This is a genomic window from Cytobacillus sp. FSL R7-0680, from assembly GCF_038009245.1.
Taxonomy (GTDB): Bacteria; Bacillota; Bacilli; order Bacillales; family Cytobacillaceae; genus Cytobacillus; species Cytobacillus kochii.
On the sequence record NZ_JBBPAO010000001.1, the window covers coordinates 2,545,573 to 2,565,513 of the forward strand.

Sequence of the window (19,941 nt, forward strand, 5' to 3'; positions counted from 1 at the left end):
TCTGCTGAGGAAAAAAATTTAATCTCTGCCTACTAACTCACCACTTATCGCATTAATAATATAATCGATATCTTCACTACCATCTCTGACTTCGATTTCATACTGCTCTGTTCCATTCTCTACTTCTAATGTCCAACCGCCAATTTCATTACTCGTTTCTGCTTGAACAATTTTCATCGCTTCTGAAGGTGAAAGAATCTCATTTAAAGAAATACCTTGTTCTTCATCCCCTTTTTCAATTGCCTCTTCACTTTGATCTAAAATATCTCCAGTATGTGCATCAATCACAAGCTCATACTCTTTTTCATTAGAAGCTCCAGCCACATCATATTTCCATTGATCCATATCACTATCTAATTCAACTTTTGTAATATAATCCACTTCATATTCTCGCAGAAAGATATCTACGGCATTTTGAAGACTCACTTCAATTTCTTCATCTGCTAGATTAGGTTTATCAATGTTTCCACTCTGAGAATCGCCCTCACCATCGCCACATGCAGTCAAACAAAACAACGTCATTATCGATAATATAAGTAAAAATCTCTTCATCTTTAATCGTTCTCCTTTAACTATTATGTACTTATGTTTTATATTCCCTCTTCTTTCAAATAAAAAACAAGTATTAGATTGTATTCACTTAAAGTTAACCTTTAAGAGTAGGTGAATCAAGTTATTTGTTAAGTTTACTGCTAATAATTGGAGCTAAGATAATGGGATGAACAATAAATTTACGATTACTACTGGAGATATCTCTAGTATGAGCGCTACAGTTCTACTATATTTGCTAAAAAGGGGCAGAAGTAATTGTAACAGATATAGATGATCAAGTAAGAAAAATGCTTAAAAAAATTGAATGTTGCAAATGAGGGAAAGCTAAATGAATCAGACTTAACAGAATCCGATACTTGTACAAAAGAGTTCCTGAGGATAAAACAAATGATGAATAAAAAAAGTCAATGTTGATTAGATGTGAAATTCTTAAAAGTTCAAGCATTAAAGGAGACACAATCGACTGGCTACACTTCATGTTGCAAAAGAGAAGAAGATTCGTATGAATAGAGTCCAGCCAGGTTTCATTGCGATGAACTGGCAACAAACAATTTTAAAAAGATGAACTAATTGCCAAAAAACCGTTAGTCGATGAGGTTATGCTGTTGTACCTAGCTTCTAATGATTCGACTCTTACTACGGGTCGTGTACTAGTTAATAAATGGTCTTTATTTGGAAGAAGTAACCGGTAAATGTACATCTTTCATTTTTATCTCCTTAAGTACAAACCCACTTCCTTCACCACATACATATAATGAAGCGAGTATGGGAGGGATTAGGCCTGAATAGTCAACTAAAGGAGATTTTTGGCTCTGTATTGTCAACTATCGGTACAATTGAAGCAGCTTTAGGAAGTACTCCTCAACTCCCTATCAATGAACAGCTAAAAATTGATTTGCGTTTGCAAGGAAATATACTTCAAGCTACAGGCGAAGCACTTTCCGCTGATGGCCAAGGAACCTATTCACTTGAGCTTATTGGTGATGAAGTCCAAGCTGTTGGCAATTCTCTCGTTATCATTGGCATCCTTTTTGACCCAAATAAGGACTTGAACCAAAGAATAATCATTACTGGTAATTGGTTCCAGGCTTTAGGAAGTTTTGTTGCATTAAGTGATGAGTTTTTTGATTTAACACCCTCGGGTAGATTTTTAAATATAGTTGGTGGCTTCCTTCAAGGAATTGGCAATAGTATGCAAGCAAAAGGAGGGATTGAATCATTAAGAGACAAGAGTAGTGAGAGCGGTGAAGCATTGGGGTTTTATGGTAGTTGGATTCAGGCGATCGGGTCTGTTTTATCACTTATTGGTCAAATGAAAGAAGAGCTTCAAGAAATTGCACTTCATATTAATGAGTAAGTTTATAAGCCTCGTACAAGTAATCATGTTTACCTCTCTTTTTACATATACCTTTAAAGAAAGGATGTGTAAATTCATGAGTGAATTTGTACTTTGCAATAAATGTCAAGAGCTTGTTTATTATCATGAAATACTAATCGTAAAAAGAAAGACCATTTGTATGACTTGTTTAACTAAAAGAGTTGTTCACAAATCAAAATAAGCGGTGTCCCATATTTGATAATTACAAATATGGGATCCGCTTATTTTTTTCTTAAATCTTAAAACCACGCCTTATTTTCAGTTTACGAGAATAGCATTGGTCACAAACACCATCATTATCAATATATTCATTCTTGTCTTCTATTACTTTCTCACATTTAGAGCAAATCCACTGTTGTTGTTTCACTTGTTTCATTACTCTCAGCTCCTTTTCACCTATCATTCGACAAATCTAGGTAAGTTCCTTTTCGTTTTTATATTTTTCGGAAAATAAATGTATCTTTCTTTGAAAAATAACAGAAGCTAATCCTATCACTCTTCTTAGGAGGGTTTTTTAATGGTATTTTTCATTGTATTGATGATTATAATGATTCCTCTTTTAATGGTTTTTGCTAATAAATATTGGGCACCTACACATATTGTGCTAATTTCTTTAGCTACCATTTCCCTTATCGTTTTTGAAAGTATAACAGCTACAACAGTTTATGAAATCATTAGCGAAAACTTAGTATTTATGACAACCGTCCATGTCGTCTTTCTCAACCCTTTATTTTTAATTACAGGGGGATATCTAGGGGTTTTCTTACTTTATTTACTATTTTTAAGACTTGCAATGAAATAACTAATTAGGTTTGAACCCATTTCTTTCACCATTCATATAGTATAAGGATTCTTTATTTGGTGGTGAACGGGATGATAACAATTAGCCTTTGTATGATTGTAAGAAATGAAGAGGAAGTACTTGCTGAATGCTTAAAAAGTGTGTCTGATTTATGTGATGAAATTATAATTGTAGACACGGGCTCAACAGATGAAACAGAGAAAATCGCTAAAGAGTTTACTGAACATCTTTTTCACTATGAATGGACAGATGATTTTGCCGCAGCAAGGAATTATGCTTTTGAGCAAGCTACACAAGATTATATTCTCTGGTTAGATGCAGACGATATACTTTTACCAGATGACAGACAAAAAATGAAAGACTTAAAAGGAACGTTATCTTTTGACGTAGATGCTGTCGCAATGCTCTACCATTTAGCCTTTGATGAGGAAAATAAACCAACCTTTAGTTCTCGTAGACATCGGTTAGTTAAAAGAGACCGACATTTCAAGTGGCATGGTCCTGTCCATGAATATTTGGAAGTCGGGGGCCATATTATTGAGTCAGATATTGCCATTAAGCATAATAAAAGTAGGAAACAAACACATCATGAACAAAGTGACCGCAATATTAAAATATACGAGAAAAGGGTAGAAAAGGGTGAGGAGTTTTCACCAAGGGATTTGTTTTATTTTGCAAATGAACTAAAAGACCATGCTAGATTCGAAAATGCAATTTCCTATTATGCACAATTTTTACAGAGTAAAAAGGGATGGGTCGAGGATGAAATTAGGGCATGCTTATCTATAGCTGAATGTTATAAACATTTAAATATAGAAGAAAGTGAGCTTGAGGCACTCATTTTAACCATGAAGTTTGATACACCAAGACCCGAAGCCGCTTGTAAAATTGGTGATATTTATAAAGAAAAAAATGACTTTAATAAGGCCATTTTTTGGTATCAATTAGCAACTACGCTCAAGGAACCGACTCATTTTAATTTTAAAGATGAATCTTATACTACCTGGTACCCACATATTCAACTATGTTATTGTTACTGGCAAAATGGTAATGAAAATCAATCATATTTCCATCACTGTAAAGCAAAAGAGTACCGACCCAATGATTCAAGAGTCAATCATAACGAGCTTTTTTTCAAAGAATATTACATCAAATAAGCAATGTGAGGATAATGATTCCCACATTGCTCTTTTTATCCAATTTGGTGAATGGACCAAACAATGGGTAAAGTCCCTGATCCCAGATTCAAGCTAATTGTAAGCCCATTTGCATTATAGAATAAACCCACAGTATCTCCCGCATTTAAAGTCATATCACCTGAGAGAGTAACTGTTCCAGAACCCAATATAGTTCTCAGACTCAATAATAAAACAATATTCACATCTAGAATAGGAAATACACCAGTAATTAAATCAGTTGAAGTAGATATTCTTCTAACACTAAAAGTCGGACTAACTCCTGCACCGATAGCTATAGAAATAGTGGTAGTTGTTTGATAATTAATTGTTGCCTTAATAGAATATCTCCCTGTATTTGGTACTGTAAAAGTACCTGTAGTAGCATTAAAACTTGCACTACTATAGCTAGGCGAAGCAATATTCCAATTAGCAATTTGTTGCGAAGCACTAATCCCACTTAAGTTTGTTCTAGCCGAAAAACCGACAATAGGTACTGAAATGCCTGATGGACCAGTTACACCTGTGATTCCTGTCACTCCTGTTGGACCCGTGATCCCGGTAGATCCTGTTAGGCCAGTCAGACCTGTTACTCCCGTTGGGCCGGTTGTTCCTGTGAACCCTGAGGATCCTGTTAAACCCGTTAATCCCGTTAGACCGGTTGGTCCGATTGAGCCTGTTGAACCGGTTGGGCCCGTTAGTCCCGTAGGTCCTGTTGTTCCTGTTAAGCCGGTTGTTCCCGTTAAACCGATTGCTCCTGTGATCCCTGTTACTCCCGTTAGACCGGTTGGGCCTGCACTCCCCGTGATTCCTGTCGCTCCAGTACCACCCGATACTCCGGTACTTCCCGTGATACCGGTCACCCCTGTTGAACCCGTGACCCCCGTGGCTCCAGTTAGACCTGTTGATCCACTCAAGCCTGTTGGACCTGTTAATCCGGTCAAGCCTGTTGGACCCGCTGTTCCTGTGATTCCTGTTGGTCCTGTTAAACCGGTGACTCCCGTCAAGCCGGATGGGCCTGTGGTCCCCGTCGCTCCTGTTAGCCCAGAATTTCCTGTCGCCCCAGTCAAACCGGTTACCCCTGTTAGGCCAGTTGATCCACTCAAGCCTGTTGGACCCGTTGTTCCTGTGATTCCTGTTGGACCTGTTGAACCAGTTACTCCTGTCAAACCGGTTGTTCCTGTTACTCCTGTTGTTCCAGTTAAACCAGTTACTCCTGTCAAGCCGATTGAACCGGTGATACCGGTCACTCCTGTTGAACCTGTTACTCCGGTTAAACCTATCGCTCCTGTGATTCCCGTTAGCCCTGTAGTTCCTGTCGCCCCTGTTAGACCCGTTACTCCCGCTATGCCTGTTGATCCAGTCGAACCTGTTACTCCAGTTACCCCTGTTAGACCCGTCGTACCGGATGAACCGGTGATTCCTGTTGAACCTGTAGCTCCTGTCAAACCGGTTGTTCCTGTTACTCCTGTTGATCCAGTTAAACCCGTTAATCCTGTCGAGCCGATTGAACCCGTAATTCCTGTTGTTCCTGTTATGCCCGTTGCTCCAGTACTTCCGGTGATACCGGTCACTCCTGTTGAACCCGTGGCTCCAATTAAACCAGTAGCTCCTGTCAAACCGGTTGATCCAGTTAAACCAGTTACTCCAGTCGAGCCGACTGACCCAGTAATTCCTGTGGTTCCTGTTAAGCCCGTTGAGCCAGTTAGACCTGGGATTCCCGTTAGCCCTGTGGTTCCTGTGACACCGGTTGAACCCGTATTTCCGGTCGTCCCTGTTAGACCTGTTACTCCTGTTAAACCTATTGCTCCGGTGATTCCGGTCGCTCCTGTTGAACCCGTAGCTCCTGTCAAGCCGGTTGTTCCTGTAATTCCTGTTAAACCTGTCAAACCTGCTGATCCTGTTATTCCTGTCGCTCCTGTTGGACCTGGTGCTCCAGTCAAGCCGATTGAACCCGTAATTCCTGTTGTTCCTGTTATGCCCGTTGCACCAGTAATTCCGGTGATACCGGTCACTCCTGTTGAACCTGTTACCCCCGTTAAACCTATTGCTCCTGTGATTCCCGTTAGCCCTGTAGTTCCTGTCGCCCCCGTTAGACCCGTCGTGCCGGATGAACCGGTGATTCCTGTTGAACCTGTAGCTCCTGTCAAACCGGTTGTTCCTGTTACTCCTGTTGGTCCTGTTAAACCTGTTACTCCTGTCAAGCCGATTGAACCCGTAATTCCTGTTGTTCCTGTTAAGCCCGTTGCTCCAGTCAAGCCGATTGAACCCGTAATTCCTGTTGTTCCTGTTAAGCCCGTTGCTCCAGTTGGACCTGTATTTCCCATTAGCCCTGTAGTTCCTGTGGCTCCAGTCAAACCGGTTACCCCTGTTAGACCTGTTAAACCGGTCAAGCCTACTGGACCCGTTGTTCCTGTGAATCCTGTTGGACCTGTTAAACCGGTCGAACCTGCTGATCCTGTTATACCCGTGGCTCCTGTTGGACCGGTGATTCCCGTTAGACCAGTTGAACCTGTGGCTCCAATTAAACCTGTAGCTCCTGTCAAACCGTTTACACCGGTTAGTCCAGTTGATCCGGTCAAGCCAGTTGGACCAGTTGTTCCTGTGAATCCTGTTAGACCTGTTACTCCAGTCAAGCCGATTGACCCTGTATTTCCTGTTGGTCCCGTTAAGCCCGTCGAACCTGTTGATCCAGTGATTCCTGTCACCCCTGTTAGACCTGTTACTCCGGTTAAACCTATTCCTCCTGTGACACCAGTTGGACCGGTTGTTCCCGTTACTCCTGTTGATCCAGTACTACCAGTAACTCCCGTATTTCCTATTATGCCGGTCACTCCTGTTGAACCCGTGACTCCCGTGGCTCCTGTCAAACCGGTTGTTCCTGTTAAACCTGTTACTCCAGTCAAGCCGATTGACCCCGTAATTCCTGTTAAGCCCGGTGATCCAGTTGCACCTGTCACTCCTGTTGATCCAGTGATTCCGGTCGATCCTGTTAGACCTATTACTCCCGTTGCGCCAGTTGAACCCGTGATTCCGGTCGTCCCTGTTAGACCTGTCACTCCGGTTAAACCTATTGCTCCGGTAATTCCTGTTACTCCCGTTAGACCGGTGATTCCAGTTGCACCTGTTAACCCCGTTGATCCGGTTGGACCCGTCGAACCTGTTGATCCAGTTACCCCTGTTAGACCTGTGACTCCGGTTAAACCTATTGCACCAGTGATTCCGGTTGACCCTGTTAAACCCGTTACTCCCGTCAAGCCAGTTGGGCCTGTGATCCCCGTCGCTCCTGTTAGCCCAGTGGTTCCCGTAGTCCCAGTAAAACCGTTTACACCGGTTAGACCAGTTGTTCCTGTCAAGCCGGTTGGCCCCGTTATCCCTGTTAATCCTGTTGTACCAGTTGGACCTGTGATTCCGGCCGCCCCTGTTAGACCTGTTACTCCCGTCAAGCCGGTTGAACCGGTGACTCCGGTGGATCCTGTTAAACCCGTTACTCCTGTCAAACCGCTTGACCCCGTAATTCCTGTTGCTCCTGTTAAGCCTATTGAGCCAGTTGGACCCGTTAGACCTGTATTTCCTGTGTTACCAGTTGAACCAGTAGTTCCAATGATTCCTGTCGGTCCAGTACCTCCTGGGATACCTGTCACTCCTGTTGAACCCGTAGGCCCCGTCAAGCCAATTGCTCCGGTGATTCCTATTGCGCCCGTTGAACCTGTGGCTCCCGTTAGACCCGTCGAACCGATTGAACCTGTCACTCCGGTTACACCCGCCAAGCCTGTTGGACCCGTGACCCCTGTCACTCCTGTTGAACCAGTAGTTCCCGTTATTCCTGTTGTTCCTGGTAAGCCCATTGAACCGGTGATTCCGGTTGATCCTGTTACTCCCGTCAAACCGATTGAACCTGTGACTCCTGTTGCTCCTGTTAAACCCGTTATTCCTGTTACTCCGGTGTTGCCAGTGGTTCCGGTACTCCCTGTAAGACCCATTAAACCAATTGGGCCTGTGATTCCAGTAGGTCCAATCATTCCCGTTGAACCTGTGACTCCTGTCAAACCAGTAGGACCGGTTGAACCCATTATTCCAGTCTGGCCTATTGGCCCAGTGTTGCCTGTTGCACCAGTACTTCCCGTCACACCTGAAACGCCCGTAGCCCCTGTCAAGCCTGCGACTCCTGTTGCACCTGTTAATCCTATTTCTCCAGTTAGACCCGTGACACCGGTATTTCCTGTGCTCCCAGTGATACCTGGCGTGCCTGTGGGACCAGTAACGCCTGTGACTCCTGTTTCTCCAGTTGTTCCCGTCACCCCTGCGCTACCTGTTAAGCCAGTAGGTCCAGTCATTCCCGTTACTCCTGTCACACCATTAGGGCCGGTGGTTCCTATTGAACCAGTTACGCCAGTGGCTCCGGTTAATCCCATCACTCCAGTAGGACCGGTGATACCTGGCGCTCCAGTTAAACCATCTACCCCTGTTAGACCTGTCACTCCAGTAGCTCCAGTTAGACCGGTGGCCCCCGTTATACCAGTGATTCCCGTACTTCCAGTTAAGCCTATCGCACCAGTCATACCCGTTGGTCCAGTTGCACCTGTTATTCCTGTCTCACTGCCTGGTGGACCTGTTGGACCTGTTGCCCCTGTAGGACCCGTTATTGTTAATCCGCTTCTCCCAGGTATTCCTGGATAACCCCTCGGACCCATTGCACCTGTCGACCCTGTTGCGCCAGTCATACCTGTTACTCCGGTAACTCCTGTTGCACCCGTTACCCCTCTTCTGCACCATCTACACATCCGACAATTACATCTTTGATTACAAGCATGAGGGATATTTATTTCACCAGCTGCTCCTTCACTTACTTCTCTCAAGATTGGAACTAATATGGGATCTTGTAAAATCTCAGCCAAGAGTCTAAGAGACTCACCAGGAATCTCATGAATTTCCGGTGAAAATTCACCTATTCTATCCGGAAACAGCAATTGAAAAAGATATGTGAGCCTCTCTTCTACCTCTTCAACATCGAATAGGCCTTGGTCATACATATTACTTAACAATAGCCTCAATTGATTGATTTCCTCGATGATTCTCACATATCTCAAATTTCCTCTCTCCCTTATAGATTTTAATAAACTTTTTATCTATTTATTTTATATTCGTTTCATATTCAATTACCTATATGCTATTCCCATTAAAGTATTCTGTTTGTGTATTCGCCTGTAAAATAGACATTTGTAACAAAATAAACGGAATAAAGAAGCTTTAATTGAAGAGAAGAAATGGACACTGCAATTCACCACTTATACCTTTTCTTAACAATATAATAAACAATGAAAATACCGATAAAGTTCTTAAAAATATCAACAAAAGAGAAAGAACGATAAGGAATATATAATTGATGAATTTCATCAATCAGACTATAAAGTAAAGACAAAATGAAACAAACAATCATTTTCTTTTTTGTAAACTCTCCATTAGGATTGGCCTTAAAGGTAAAGATAAGGAAAATAAATAAAATGCCAAACTCGATAAGATGCAATAATTCAAAAACAGTGCCGAGAATTACTAATATAGGAAAATCTAGTCTATAAGCATATATTTCAATTAATTGGGGGTTAAAATATTCAGATTGAAGCCAAATGAAAACCATATAACCAATCGTCATGAGCATCCAACTAACCTGTTTTCCGTATCTCCAAAGTACCAATGATTTACCCCCTAAGAATACGCACAGCTTTATTTTTCAATCGGTTTAATCCTGATCTGAAGAAATATTTCCACAACAATAATTTATTTCTCCGCAAGAAAAGTGATTGTATGATTGTATCATCCTTCATTATTTGTTCTATCTGTATTACAACTGGAATAAGTGAAGCTTCTGATCTGACAGTTTGTTTATCGACCCGTATCATTCGTCGACCAACAGACATTTTTAAAAGTCTATATAACTTTTTTTCTAATATAGCTATATAATATTTCGGCTGATGAAGAAGGGCATGATCATAAATGATTTCAAAAAAATGAAAGAAATACCCTTGTCTATGATAATCTTTATGTAAGCATAGTTTATCTATCTCCCATACCCGATCCTGTTGTTGAAAAATAGATGGGATTTTAGAAAAGCGAAAATACCTTTCTACTTCCACTTCTTCATGATAAGGAATAAATTCAATCGTACCGATAACGGTCGGGTCTCTTTTAGATAACAATAGTTGATACCTCTCGCCTGTTTGTGCATAAGGGTCTTTATGCCAACCATTTCTCTCACAAAAATATTCCCATGTAGCAGCAAAAGCCTCTTGTTCCTTCTGACTAGTTACTTTTTTAAACATATTCTCACCACCTAAATAAAAAACGCAGAGCGCCCTGAAATAAACAAGTTAATCTCTTTTCTAGTAAAAAATCCTTATGTACAAAAGTACATAAGGACATTTCCTCAACTGTAGATATCTGTTTCCGGCTCTGGATCAGCAGGATCCTTAGGATCCTTTCCTCCCCCATGTCCTCCACCTTTCATGGTCATTTTTACATCTAGTACTTCCAGTTTTACTTCTCCCCACGGCTTTTTCATAAAATCACGAATCCTTTCTATTTTTTCTTTAGGAAAAGGAAATATTTACATTGCCTCCACCTGCCTCTGTAACAGTTGACTAAATAACTGGTTCTTATCTTTAGATAATTGAACAAATTCTCCGACTTGAACAACTTTACCTGCATCTAACACAATTACTTGATCGGCATCTCTAATGGTGGAGAGGCGATGAGCAATTACTATGATTGTCATTTTTCCTTTTAATTGTTCAATACTCTCTTGAATGTTCTTTTCATTTTCGGTATCTAAACTACTCGTTGCTTCATCAAGTATAAGAATTAAAGGATCTTTCAAAATAACTCTTGCTAAAACAAGCCTTTGTTTCTCACCACCAGATAACTTTATTCCTCGATCGCCAATGTAAGTTTCTAAAGATTCAGGTAATTTTTTCACGAAATCAGCTGCTGAAGCAAAGGACAAGGCTTGCCATAGTTCTTGATCTGTCGCATTCGGGCGAAGTAGTAGCAAGTTTTCTCTAATCGTACCGTTAAATAAGAAAGGCTCTTGAGAGACATAACCAATGCTCTGCCTTAATAAGGCAAGCGAATGATTGCTAATCTTTTGTCCATCAATATACAATGCGCCTTCCTGTGGTTGATTTAAGCCCATCAGTAAATCCACGAATGTACTTTTACCCGCACCTGATTTGCCGACAATTGCTGTCATCTTTTTTGATGGGATTGTTACATTAATATCCTTTAAGGCATATTTCTCTTTAACGTAGCGAAAAGACACCTGTTGATAAGTAATACTGTTCTCTAATTTGAGTTTTTCATCTGATGAAATAAGTTCCTCGCGAGCTTGTTTACATTCACTTTGTAATAACTTTACCGCTTTAAAAGATGGGATAGCTGTTGTTATTTGTTCTAAAGAGGATTGAATACCTGCAACTCTCGGCCAAAGGCGAGAAAATATAACAACAATTAGTAATAGTGTTGCTGATTGAGCTTGAAATAATTGAATAGATAGATAAACAAAGACCGCGATGAATACAGCTAATGAAATTTTATAATTCAACTGTGAACGTAATCTCGTATTCATATAATTCACTTGCTCTTCTTGCATTTGAGCCGTCATTTCACCAGCCCAGCGTAGTTGTGCTTCTTCTAAATGGTTAGATTTAATTTCCTTGATTCCCCCTAATTGGTCTGTTATTCCGGCTAGGAATTTTTTACCTAACGTATAATTTTGTTTACCAAAAGCTTGTGTCAGCTTCAAATATTTCCTGTTCATATAAATGGCCACCATGCCAAGCAAAAGAACAAAGCTTGTAATATATGGAGACAGAATAAACGCCATGCCAATTTGCACGCAAGCGAAAATCAGATTCGTACATAATTGTAAAATAGACCTCGTACCACCACTTGTTTTAGCAATCTCGGTTAGCACGGTATGGATTAAATCGGAACTGCTCTTTTTCAGGAAAAAAGACCAATTACTCAACAATATGTCCTGATAGATACTCATTCGTAAATGTGTCAAAAAACCCATTTGTATGCGCGTATGCTTTATCATCACAGCTTTTTCAATAAGATGATGAACAGCTACAATGACAACAAAAATCAGTAAGATCAACGGCAGTACTACACTAGATGGTACATACTCGAATAAGGAAAAAGAGGATAAAAAGGAGTTTTCTAAGCCGAAATCGACCATACCGGTAAAATGAATCAATGGGATTAGTAAAAGGATAACTAATCCATCTAAAAGACTGACAATTGTAACTGCTATTAAGCTAGCGAATAGTCTCCAACCAGCGTATTGGTAAACTTGTTTTAAAAAATAGATAATATCCTTCAAGTAACCACCCCTTGTTCCTAAAAAGAACATTTATATTCTATATAACGAACTCTCATTATCAATTTACCATGATTCACCACTAGACGTCAATAAAAATTAGGTTAAACGAACTATGTTTAATTACATTCATAATGGTTTACACTGATTTCCTCATCTAAAGTACTATTAAACACAAATATATAGTAAAAAAGCGACAGTACGTGCATAAGATAACCTATCTAGAAAAGGAGGCGAGAAAAAGTGATTTTTATTATCAAAGATTATTTCGAGAATAATGCACCAACGATTAAGAATTACGATACCGCGATGATTCGTTTAAAAATAACAAATTTACATCCAACCACTTCGTTGTCATTTAACATTCACAACATCACGATTACCGTTAGGGCAAATGAAACATTCGAGGGAAACTTTGCTCCGTTTAACACGCTCTCTGTGCAATCATCTGTCCCTTTTAGATGTTATGTAAGTTCTTGGTTAAATAATGACGAACTCAAACCTGAGCCTGAATCACCTCCAAGAAATGTAGAAAACTTAATGATTCATCAAGTAACTGCTACTAGCGTTACGTTACAATGGGACCCACCTCTTTATCATGATGGAATTACCTCTTATGACATTTCTCAAAATGACCAATTTAGAGAGAATGTCGTCAATCCTTCTGTCACTTTAGCAAACTTGTCCCCATCCACCTTTTATACTTTTACCGTACAAGCAAAAAATGAAGCAGGTCAAACCTCTACAGGGGTTAGCATTACCGTAACTACCTTAGAATTAGACGAAACACCACCTACTTTAACGGTGACACCTAGTGGCTTTTTTTCACAATCACACGAAATTACTATTACTTCAAGTGAACCAGCGACGATCTATTATACTTTAAATGGAGACGAACCCACTTCAACAAGCCCGGTTTATTCAGGTCCATTTATAATTACTGAAACCACAACCTTACAGGCTTACGCAATAGATAATACTGGAAACAAGAGTGCGCTACAATCTGCCTTATATCAAAAAATTGGCATTCAAACTGAGGGTATTATTCTTCATTATGACTTTACCAACCGTTCCGGGGAAACGAATAATTCTATTAGTGATACGATTCATGGGGTCGTTGCTTCCTTAATAGGTCTTTCACATGATGGAGTGAGCGATGGTTATGTGACAGATCAAGGTTTATTAGTCAATCGCGAGGATTATGTAGAAATACCGACAAATGCCTCCCCACTGAATCAACTCATTACTTTTGAAAATGGATTAACTATCCAAATGGCCAGCTTCAACACAAATGGATCGCACTGGAAAACAGTAGATGGGAAATTCACAGCTGCACGCTCAGATGTATTTATTCCGTATTTGACTACAACAGGACAGCAAAACACAAGAGCAATTAATTCATATTGGTTTAAAGATGAACAAGGACAAAAGAAAAGTTATCAAGATTGGCTAAACCCTATTGATTCACATGCGATTAATCTCTTTACACTCAGATTTAATACCGATCAAACAGCCAGTCTCTTTATCAATGATGCAATCAATGATAATGGTCCAAGACCTGTACCTAATGATTTTGCTAGTACCGTAAATGCGCTTATTCAATCACCACTTCAATTAAGAAAGGACTTTGTCGCACACAATCAAGCACCTGAAATCATTGTGGCTTTTGCAATTTATAATCGCGCATTAACGGATGAGGAAGTAAAAAACAATTATGACTATTATCAGCAAACAGAACAATTAATTGGCATTTCTGCGTTACCACAAACCATCTCTTTAGCCATTGGTGAAAGCCAAAAGTTATTTATTGAAGCCATTCCAAGTCAATACACTTCAGACCTCACCCTTGATTTTCAAAGTAATAATGAACAAATAGTAGAAGTAGATAACAGAGGCCGTATAAAGGCATTAACCGCAGGGACGACGTCCGTAAATGTAATGGCTGCCTACGAAGAACAGAGCTTTACGACAACTATTCCTATAGATGTGCAATTATCTCCCTCTCTCCCCCCATCTAATCGGACGATCACCGAGATTGTTATTAATAAGAAGAAGGAAACGATGGTTGTTGGTGAAGCGACTGTATTGATGGCGACTGCATTATCAGAAGGATTACCTTTTGATGTGCTAAATGATAATATTGTCTTCTGGGAAAGTGAAAATATTCATATCGCCACAGTACAATATGGAGTGGTTGAAGCACTTACGAGCGGTACAACGACTATTACTGCTTATGATAGTAGTAAAACAATTGCTGCAAGCTTTACTTTGACTGTATCTGAACGAGCGGAGCAACCGATTGAGGAAGCCGACATTTTGTATGTGAATGCAGAACAATATGATATACATTTGGATGAAACAAACGCTCTTGCAACTACTAACGGGATTCAAGCAGCATTTGATGATGCCTTACTGGGCCCATATAAAAAAGTCATTTTCCCCTACGGCCATTATTTAATTAATCCAACTGTTAGAACATTGTTTCCTCCGACTAATATCATCATTGATTTCAGTGATAGTAAGATTCAAATTGAAGCAAGTGAAAAGACAAAAACTGGGTACAGAATGTTCTATTTTACTAATCTTGAAAATACCAAACTCTTAAACGCCCATATTTATGGCGAAAGAAACGATACAACTGTTGCAGAATCTACTGAAGGTTGCCTGAGTGTGCTCATTGATGATTGTAAAAATGTCTCCTTTGAGTCATGTACGTTTAATCAATCACCAGGATTTAATTTCATCACTGGAACAATTCATAACCGTGAGCTCGGAGAAGTGAAAAGTGATACGGTTGTTAGCTGGTCACATTTTGAACCAGGAGATATAGATGATCAAGGGAATGCGCGTGCAGAAATAAACAATCATCGTTTTCGCTCATCTACCTATTTAAATATTTCAGGACTGGGTAGTTATTATTTGTTAGGTTACACTCAAGGTTATCAAGGGTTCCGTTATTTACGATCCAGACTGTATTCTATATACTTTTACGATGAAAATCACCTATTCATTTCTTCCCAAACTTATAATCTACAATTTTACAATTATGATAAGCCACAAGCGGCAAAATGGGTCAAAATTGTCATTTATCAAGAAGCCCCCCCTGCAGATGGCGATACCGACTTTAATGGCGCAGTCGCTTTTCTTCGTACCATTGGCATGCCAAGACAATGTAAAATTAAAAACTGTCATTTTGAAGAAAACACCAGCACAGGACTTGCGATGTGTGGTGGTCAAGAATGGTTAATTGAAGGAAATACATTTGTTAATAATAAAGGACGAACACCAGGCTGTGACATTGATTGGGAAGATGGCTGGGATGCAATGGCGTTGGATGTTGTTAGGTATAACCGTTTTACTTCGCCTCTAGGTATTATCTTAAGTGCTGGTAGCAGTTTAGCTATTTATGAAAACGAATTTACTATGTCAACAATGAAGGCATGGGGAAGAACACAAAACTTTAGAATTTATAATAATATTTTTATGGGTAAAGGCGCAATCACCAATGACTTTAGTACGCAGGCAGAATCCATTCTCGCCAGAAATATATTTACCGATGGTGCCGGTTTTACCACTGGTAAAGAACATGAGAATGGATCCTATCAAGTTCACACTTACCAGAATACTACTATTTAAAAATCCAATATCACGTCTAGGACTAGACAAGAATCACCTAAAATATTGCTGCTAAGAAGAGAGCATTCTATCTCTTCTCTTCGCTTGCAAGCGTCTTAGTATAGTCAAAACCATTTTTAAAATATATTGGAATTCGTCCGTTCGGTAAAATACGATTATATATAATAAATTAGGCAGCACTAAACTTACAAATAAGTAAATAAGAAAAGTAGAAAAACTGACAGGAGAAAACTGCATAAGAATGATTTTCGTTAATAAATAAGCTACCAATCCTATCAACATAAGAGACAAATAAGAAGTAAAATATTGTCTTACTGGTAGCTTAAACAATTTTTTATAGACCACATAGGGGGTAAACCAAAAAGGAACGAAAAGAGCACTAAGGAAATGCCCTAAAAATATGCCAGTAATCCCTAGAAATTGTACAAGGACAAGTGCAAATATTAAGCTGATTCCTGCTTGTAATAGCGGTGCATATTGATCTTCTCGAAATAAACCCGCTGTTGTTTTTATTGCTGATATAGAATTTCGCATGCCACGTTCATAGAACGTCAATAATAGAATGACGAGTAACGCTTCTTGATAAAACAAGAAGTCGCTTCCTAACCAGATTCTTATAAACGGCTCCAATGTAAATGCCAATACAATGGTTAACGAAGAATACAGCCAAAAATTTACTAAACGATAACATTTATAAATCGCTATGATCTTCACCATTGATTCATTAGCCACGAGATTGCCAACACTATGATACACATTACTAAATACCTGGTTAATAAACGTACGAGCAATATCAATGACCATTTTATAATTCGAATAAATTCCAACAGCCACTAAGCTAACAAAGGATGCAATCAGAAGATGCTCTGTCCCGAATAATAAATAATTCCCTATGTTTTGAATAACAATCGCCTTCACGTTGGTAGTGATTTGTCCCTTTGTTATTTCATCTAATTTACCCTCCACCTTCTCGCGCAAATATGGGTACATTCGATTGACCATCACAGCAAGGATAATGGAATTGGCAATTGTAATAACACTATCAATTATTAAATAAAGTAAATAATTTTGAGTATAAGATAAAATAGCTATTTTCATTACGGCCGTTACTATCGATGAAACTGTGTAAACAGCTGTAACAATATAACCACGCTGTGCGACATTCAGAAATGAATTTTTATGAATGTAAAAATAGGGAGCAACTGTATTAAGCAAAAAGATAAAGTAAATGAGTTCTACATCCTCAATATTCGCCCCTTTTACAAAAAAATCAAGGAACGGAAAAAGCAATAAACCGAGTACGAAGACAATTGCTGCAATAACCATATACGCTTGACGATAAAATTTCATAAGAATGCGGATCTTCATATAATCATTGTCCGCAACAGGCTTATATAAACTGTACATAATGCTAGCACCTAGTCCTGCTTCAGCGAGCGTAAGCATCGCTAAAAGATTCGTAAACAAACCATTAATCCCTAAATATTCTACACCTAATGTTTGGATAAAAATTGTTCTTGATAAGAAGCTTAACATGGTAATAATCAACTGATTGGTTAAACCTGCTGTTATATTAATTAGAGAGTAGCGTGATCTCATTTTGTCCCCTTCTCACTTTCTTTGTTCACACCCATTAGCTCACAGCTTGTCTATCTTTCTTTGACTCCTGATATCTTCTTTTCTCTGCCAATAACCTTAGCGACATCCCTTGCGTAAACGGAAGGATATCAAACAATTGGGAATAAACGCCAATATCCTTTGTGTCTCCTTGTGAGAAGTCAATCGCTCCCGTCCTTCTCGTTACCTTCATCAAATAATGAATAGCTTTATCTCTACCTTGGCAACACTGATCCTCAATCTCCTCGATATAAGCAGCATGAGCTAAGAAATATCCTAATGTCGACGTTGTCGAAGAGTCCGCTCTCGCTTCTTTTCTAGTCATTAACCAACTCCAGGAACCAGAGTCTTGCTGTAGACTCAAAATGACTTTTGCCAATTGTGTTATCCTTAACTCTAATTCATGTTTATAATGATGATGATTCGGTAACTCCTTCCACGAATCAATCACGCCTAGCGCTAACCATGCCATTCCTCGTCCCCATCCATATAGTCCAGTCCCCACCTTTGATTTTATATGATAAGCATGAGCGGGTACTGCCATCTGACTACTCATCCCATAAGTAAAAAAGGATTCTATTTGATGAATCGCAAGGTCAATGCATTCCGGCTTATTATTTTTCACACCGTAAGTAATCAGAAAAGGGCAAATAAAACCAATCGTATCGACGTACCGATAGTCTACCATTGACTTTCTATACATGACGGTTCCATCCTTCCCAATATGTGCTTGAATCACTTGCCACATTTCATCCATTGCTTGCTGATAACACTCACCATTTAACCGATTATTTTTAAGGATTGCATAAGCTAAGATTGCACCATCTATCTGTTGTGGACATGTTTTCCATTCACCAGAGGGAGTGATTTTCTTATTGATAAAACGATCGACTTCTGAAATAAACTGGGGTGATGGTAATGCCAATAACAAAGCTGCCTCTTGCCAATATTGGATCTCGCCTCTTGTATATTGTCCTTTGATGATATCTAAAGCCACCCAACGCCTTTGGTCGGTTAAAGGTACTTTAGGTGTTCTCTTTAACCAACGAGCGACTGTAGTGATGATAGGTTTCTCCCAATCGCGTTCATTTTCATATTTGCCAAAATGAATCCGTGAAAACCAAGTTTTAAATATAAGAAATAAATCCAAACCGATTGCTCCAACCAAAATCAGTATGAAAAAGGCTAACAGCCATATAATCATTAAAGATTCGCCTACCCTACTTTTATATATTGGTAAAAACGCTTGATTTCGTCTTCTGTTCCAAGTTTCTCTTTCCCTAGTCCCTCCATTAACTGATGCTGTAAATATTCATCTGCAAATAATTGTACAATCGTTTCTGCAAGTGATTCTGCTGTCATATTTGCGATTAGCCCCGTCTGTCCATGATTAATTTGATCGCCTGCTGTGCTATAGTTTGTGACAATCACTGGCTTGTACAATATTTTGGCTTCCTCAACAGCAACTGACTTTCCTTCAAAGCGCGAAGGCTGAATATATATATCTGCCCACCGAATATATGGATAAGGATTCTCCTTTATTCCGATAAATTTCACTTCTTCTTCTAATTGATACTTTGTAGATAACTGGATTAAATTCTCCCTTTCGCTACCTTCTCCTAAGATGAGCCATTTAAATGGTACACCTTTTTTCTTCAGTAACGCAGCTGTCTCTAAAGCTAAGTCAAAACCTTTTTGTCGATGTAATCGTCCAATAGATACAAGCTTCAATCCTGGAAATGGTAAAGGCATCTCATTCATAGACAACGTTTGAATAGTCGATTTAGATAAGATATTTTGTATGACTTTTATTTTCTGTTGATATTCTGGAAATTGTTGACGTAATACTTCGGCACAGGAATCTGACACTGTCATAATACCGTCCAACTGCTGAAAGTATGGAGAGTCCCACGTTTTATCCATGCCCATTTGTTTATAATCATTATGGATAAACCCTATTTTCCTCTTTGCTTTTACTTTTTCTAGACAAAAATAAATAGGATTCTTTTCTAAGAATCCTATGGCAACATCATATTCTTTTTTTACACTAGATAAGCATGGGGATATATATTTCCACACTTTTTGTTCACAAACAGCTCCATTATTTTCCGTTCTAAAAATACGGGCTGCCCTTATACGAGAAATGGCGAGATCAAACCTTCGAGATGAAATAGCTTTTAACACATTATCGATGACTCTGCCATCAAAGTAACGAAATTCCTCTTGTTCATTTAAAATGGTTACTTCATTTGGCACGATATTCAAAAATACACCTTCCTTTTTAAATAACAGCAAGTCCACCTCATATCTTTTATAGTCAATGGCATGTAATAATGAGATAAGTGCCTTTTCTGCACCGCCACATTGGAGGTTATTCATCACAAAGAGTAGTTTTGTTTTCATG

The 19,941-nt window shown here is 39.2% G+C and carries 14 protein-coding genes; 4 read left to right on the top strand and 10 right to left on the bottom strand.

Features of this window, described 5'->3' with window-relative positions; translation table 11 throughout:
• Positions 1 to 18: 18 nt before the first annotated feature.
• Positions 19 to 552 carry a PepSY domain-containing protein gene (locus tag MKY26_RS12690; RefSeq protein ID WP_095372120.1) on the bottom strand — a complete coding sequence of 178 codons (534 nt, stop codon included), beginning with the start codon at positions 550 to 552 and terminating at the stop codon, positions 19 to 21.
• A 754-nt stretch (positions 553 to 1,306) separates the two neighbouring features.
• Here MKY26_RS12690 and MKY26_RS12695 point away from each other — a divergent pair.
• The gene (locus tag MKY26_RS12695; RefSeq protein ID WP_322910394.1) at positions 1,307 to 1,909 is read left to right on the top strand and encodes a DUF6944 family repetitive protein; all 603 of its coding nucleotides are present in this window, start codon (positions 1,307 to 1,309) and stop codon (positions 1,907 to 1,909) included.
• Positions 1,910 to 2,162: 253 nt separating this feature from the next.
• Here MKY26_RS12695 and MKY26_RS12700 read toward each other — a convergent pair whose 3' ends face one another.
• On the bottom strand, positions 2,163 to 2,306 hold the full coding sequence (locus MKY26_RS12700) for a hypothetical protein (RefSeq protein WP_180316941.1): 144 nt from the start codon (positions 2,304 to 2,306) through the stop codon (positions 2,163 to 2,165).
• 141 nt (positions 2,307 to 2,447) lie between these two features.
• Here MKY26_RS12700 and MKY26_RS12705 point away from each other — a divergent pair, with 141 nt between their 5' ends.
• Both MKY26_RS12705 and MKY26_RS12710 read left to right on the top strand, forming a co-directional pair.
• Entirely contained in the window at positions 2,448 to 2,732 is a 285-nt protein-coding gene (locus MKY26_RS12705; RefSeq protein WP_095372119.1) for a transposase, read from the top strand.
• 71 nt (positions 2,733 to 2,803) lie between these two features.
• Positions 2,804 to 3,889, top strand: a complete 1,086-nt coding sequence (locus tag MKY26_RS12710) for a glycosyltransferase family 2 protein (RefSeq protein WP_341097819.1) — start codon at positions 2,804 to 2,806, stop codon at positions 3,887 to 3,889.
• A 35-nt stretch (positions 3,890 to 3,924) separates the two neighbouring features.
• Here the strand turns inward: MKY26_RS12710 and MKY26_RS12715 are convergent, their stop codons facing one another.
• The 5 genes from MKY26_RS12715 to MKY26_RS12735 all read right to left on the bottom strand — a co-directional run bounded on the left by MKY26_RS12715 (position 3,925) and on the right by MKY26_RS12735 (position 12,287).
• Complete coding sequence (locus MKY26_RS12715; protein ID WP_445293141.1) at positions 3,925 to 8,601, bottom strand: beta strand repeat-containing protein; 4,677 nt, start codon at positions 8,599 to 8,601, stop codon at positions 3,925 to 3,927.
• 587 nt (positions 8,602 to 9,188) lie between these two features.
• On the bottom strand, positions 9,189 to 9,602 hold the full coding sequence (locus MKY26_RS12720; RefSeq protein ID WP_341051882.1) for a VanZ family protein: 414 nt from the start codon (positions 9,600 to 9,602) through the stop codon (positions 9,189 to 9,191).
• Between the two features lie 4 nt (positions 9,603 to 9,606).
• Positions 9,607 to 10,227 carry a hypothetical protein gene (locus tag MKY26_RS12725; protein WP_328197445.1) on the bottom strand — a complete coding sequence of 207 codons (621 nt, stop codon included), beginning with the start codon at positions 10,225 to 10,227 and terminating at the stop codon, positions 9,607 to 9,609.
• 104 nt (positions 10,228 to 10,331) lie between these two features.
• On the bottom strand, positions 10,332 to 10,466 hold the full coding sequence (locus tag MKY26_RS12730) for a paeninodin family lasso peptide (protein WP_157733909.1): 135 nt from the start codon (positions 10,464 to 10,466) through the stop codon (positions 10,332 to 10,334).
• A 45-nt stretch (positions 10,467 to 10,511) separates the two neighbouring features.
• Positions 10,512 to 12,287 (bottom strand): ABC transporter ATP-binding protein, encoded by a 1,776-nt coding sequence (locus MKY26_RS12735; RefSeq protein WP_095372115.1) that lies wholly within the window; start codon positions 12,285 to 12,287, stop codon positions 10,512 to 10,514.
• A gap of 240 nt (positions 12,288 to 12,527) precedes the next feature.
• On the opposite strand from MKY26_RS12735, the gene MKY26_RS12740 reads away from it, so the two are divergent.
• Positions 12,528 to 15,920, top strand: coding sequence for a chitobiase/beta-hexosaminidase C-terminal domain-containing protein (locus tag MKY26_RS12740; protein WP_095372114.1), 3,393 nt, complete (start codon positions 12,528 to 12,530; stop codon positions 15,918 to 15,920).
• 51 nt (positions 15,921 to 15,971) lie between these two features.
• Here the strand turns inward: MKY26_RS12740 and MKY26_RS12745 are convergent, their stop codons facing one another.
• Genes MKY26_RS12745 through MKY26_RS12755 form a run of 3 tightly spaced genes read right to left on the bottom strand, consistent with a single transcriptional unit; the run spans position 15,972 to position 19,940 of the window.
• A complete protein-coding gene (locus MKY26_RS12745) occupies positions 15,972 to 17,519 on the bottom strand; it encodes a lipopolysaccharide biosynthesis protein (protein ID WP_095372113.1) in 1,548 nt (515 codons plus the stop codon).
• A 34-nt stretch (positions 17,520 to 17,553) separates the two neighbouring features.
• Positions 17,554 to 18,741 carry a glycoside hydrolase family 88 protein gene (locus tag MKY26_RS12750; protein ID WP_341057168.1) on the bottom strand — a complete coding sequence of 396 codons (1,188 nt, stop codon included), beginning with the start codon at positions 18,739 to 18,741 and terminating at the stop codon, positions 17,554 to 17,556.
• A gap of 11 nt (positions 18,742 to 18,752) precedes the next feature.
• A complete protein-coding gene (locus MKY26_RS12755; RefSeq protein ID WP_341097829.1) occupies positions 18,753 to 19,940 on the bottom strand; it encodes a glycosyltransferase in 1,188 nt (395 codons plus the stop codon).
• Position 19,941: the final 1 nt, after the last annotated feature.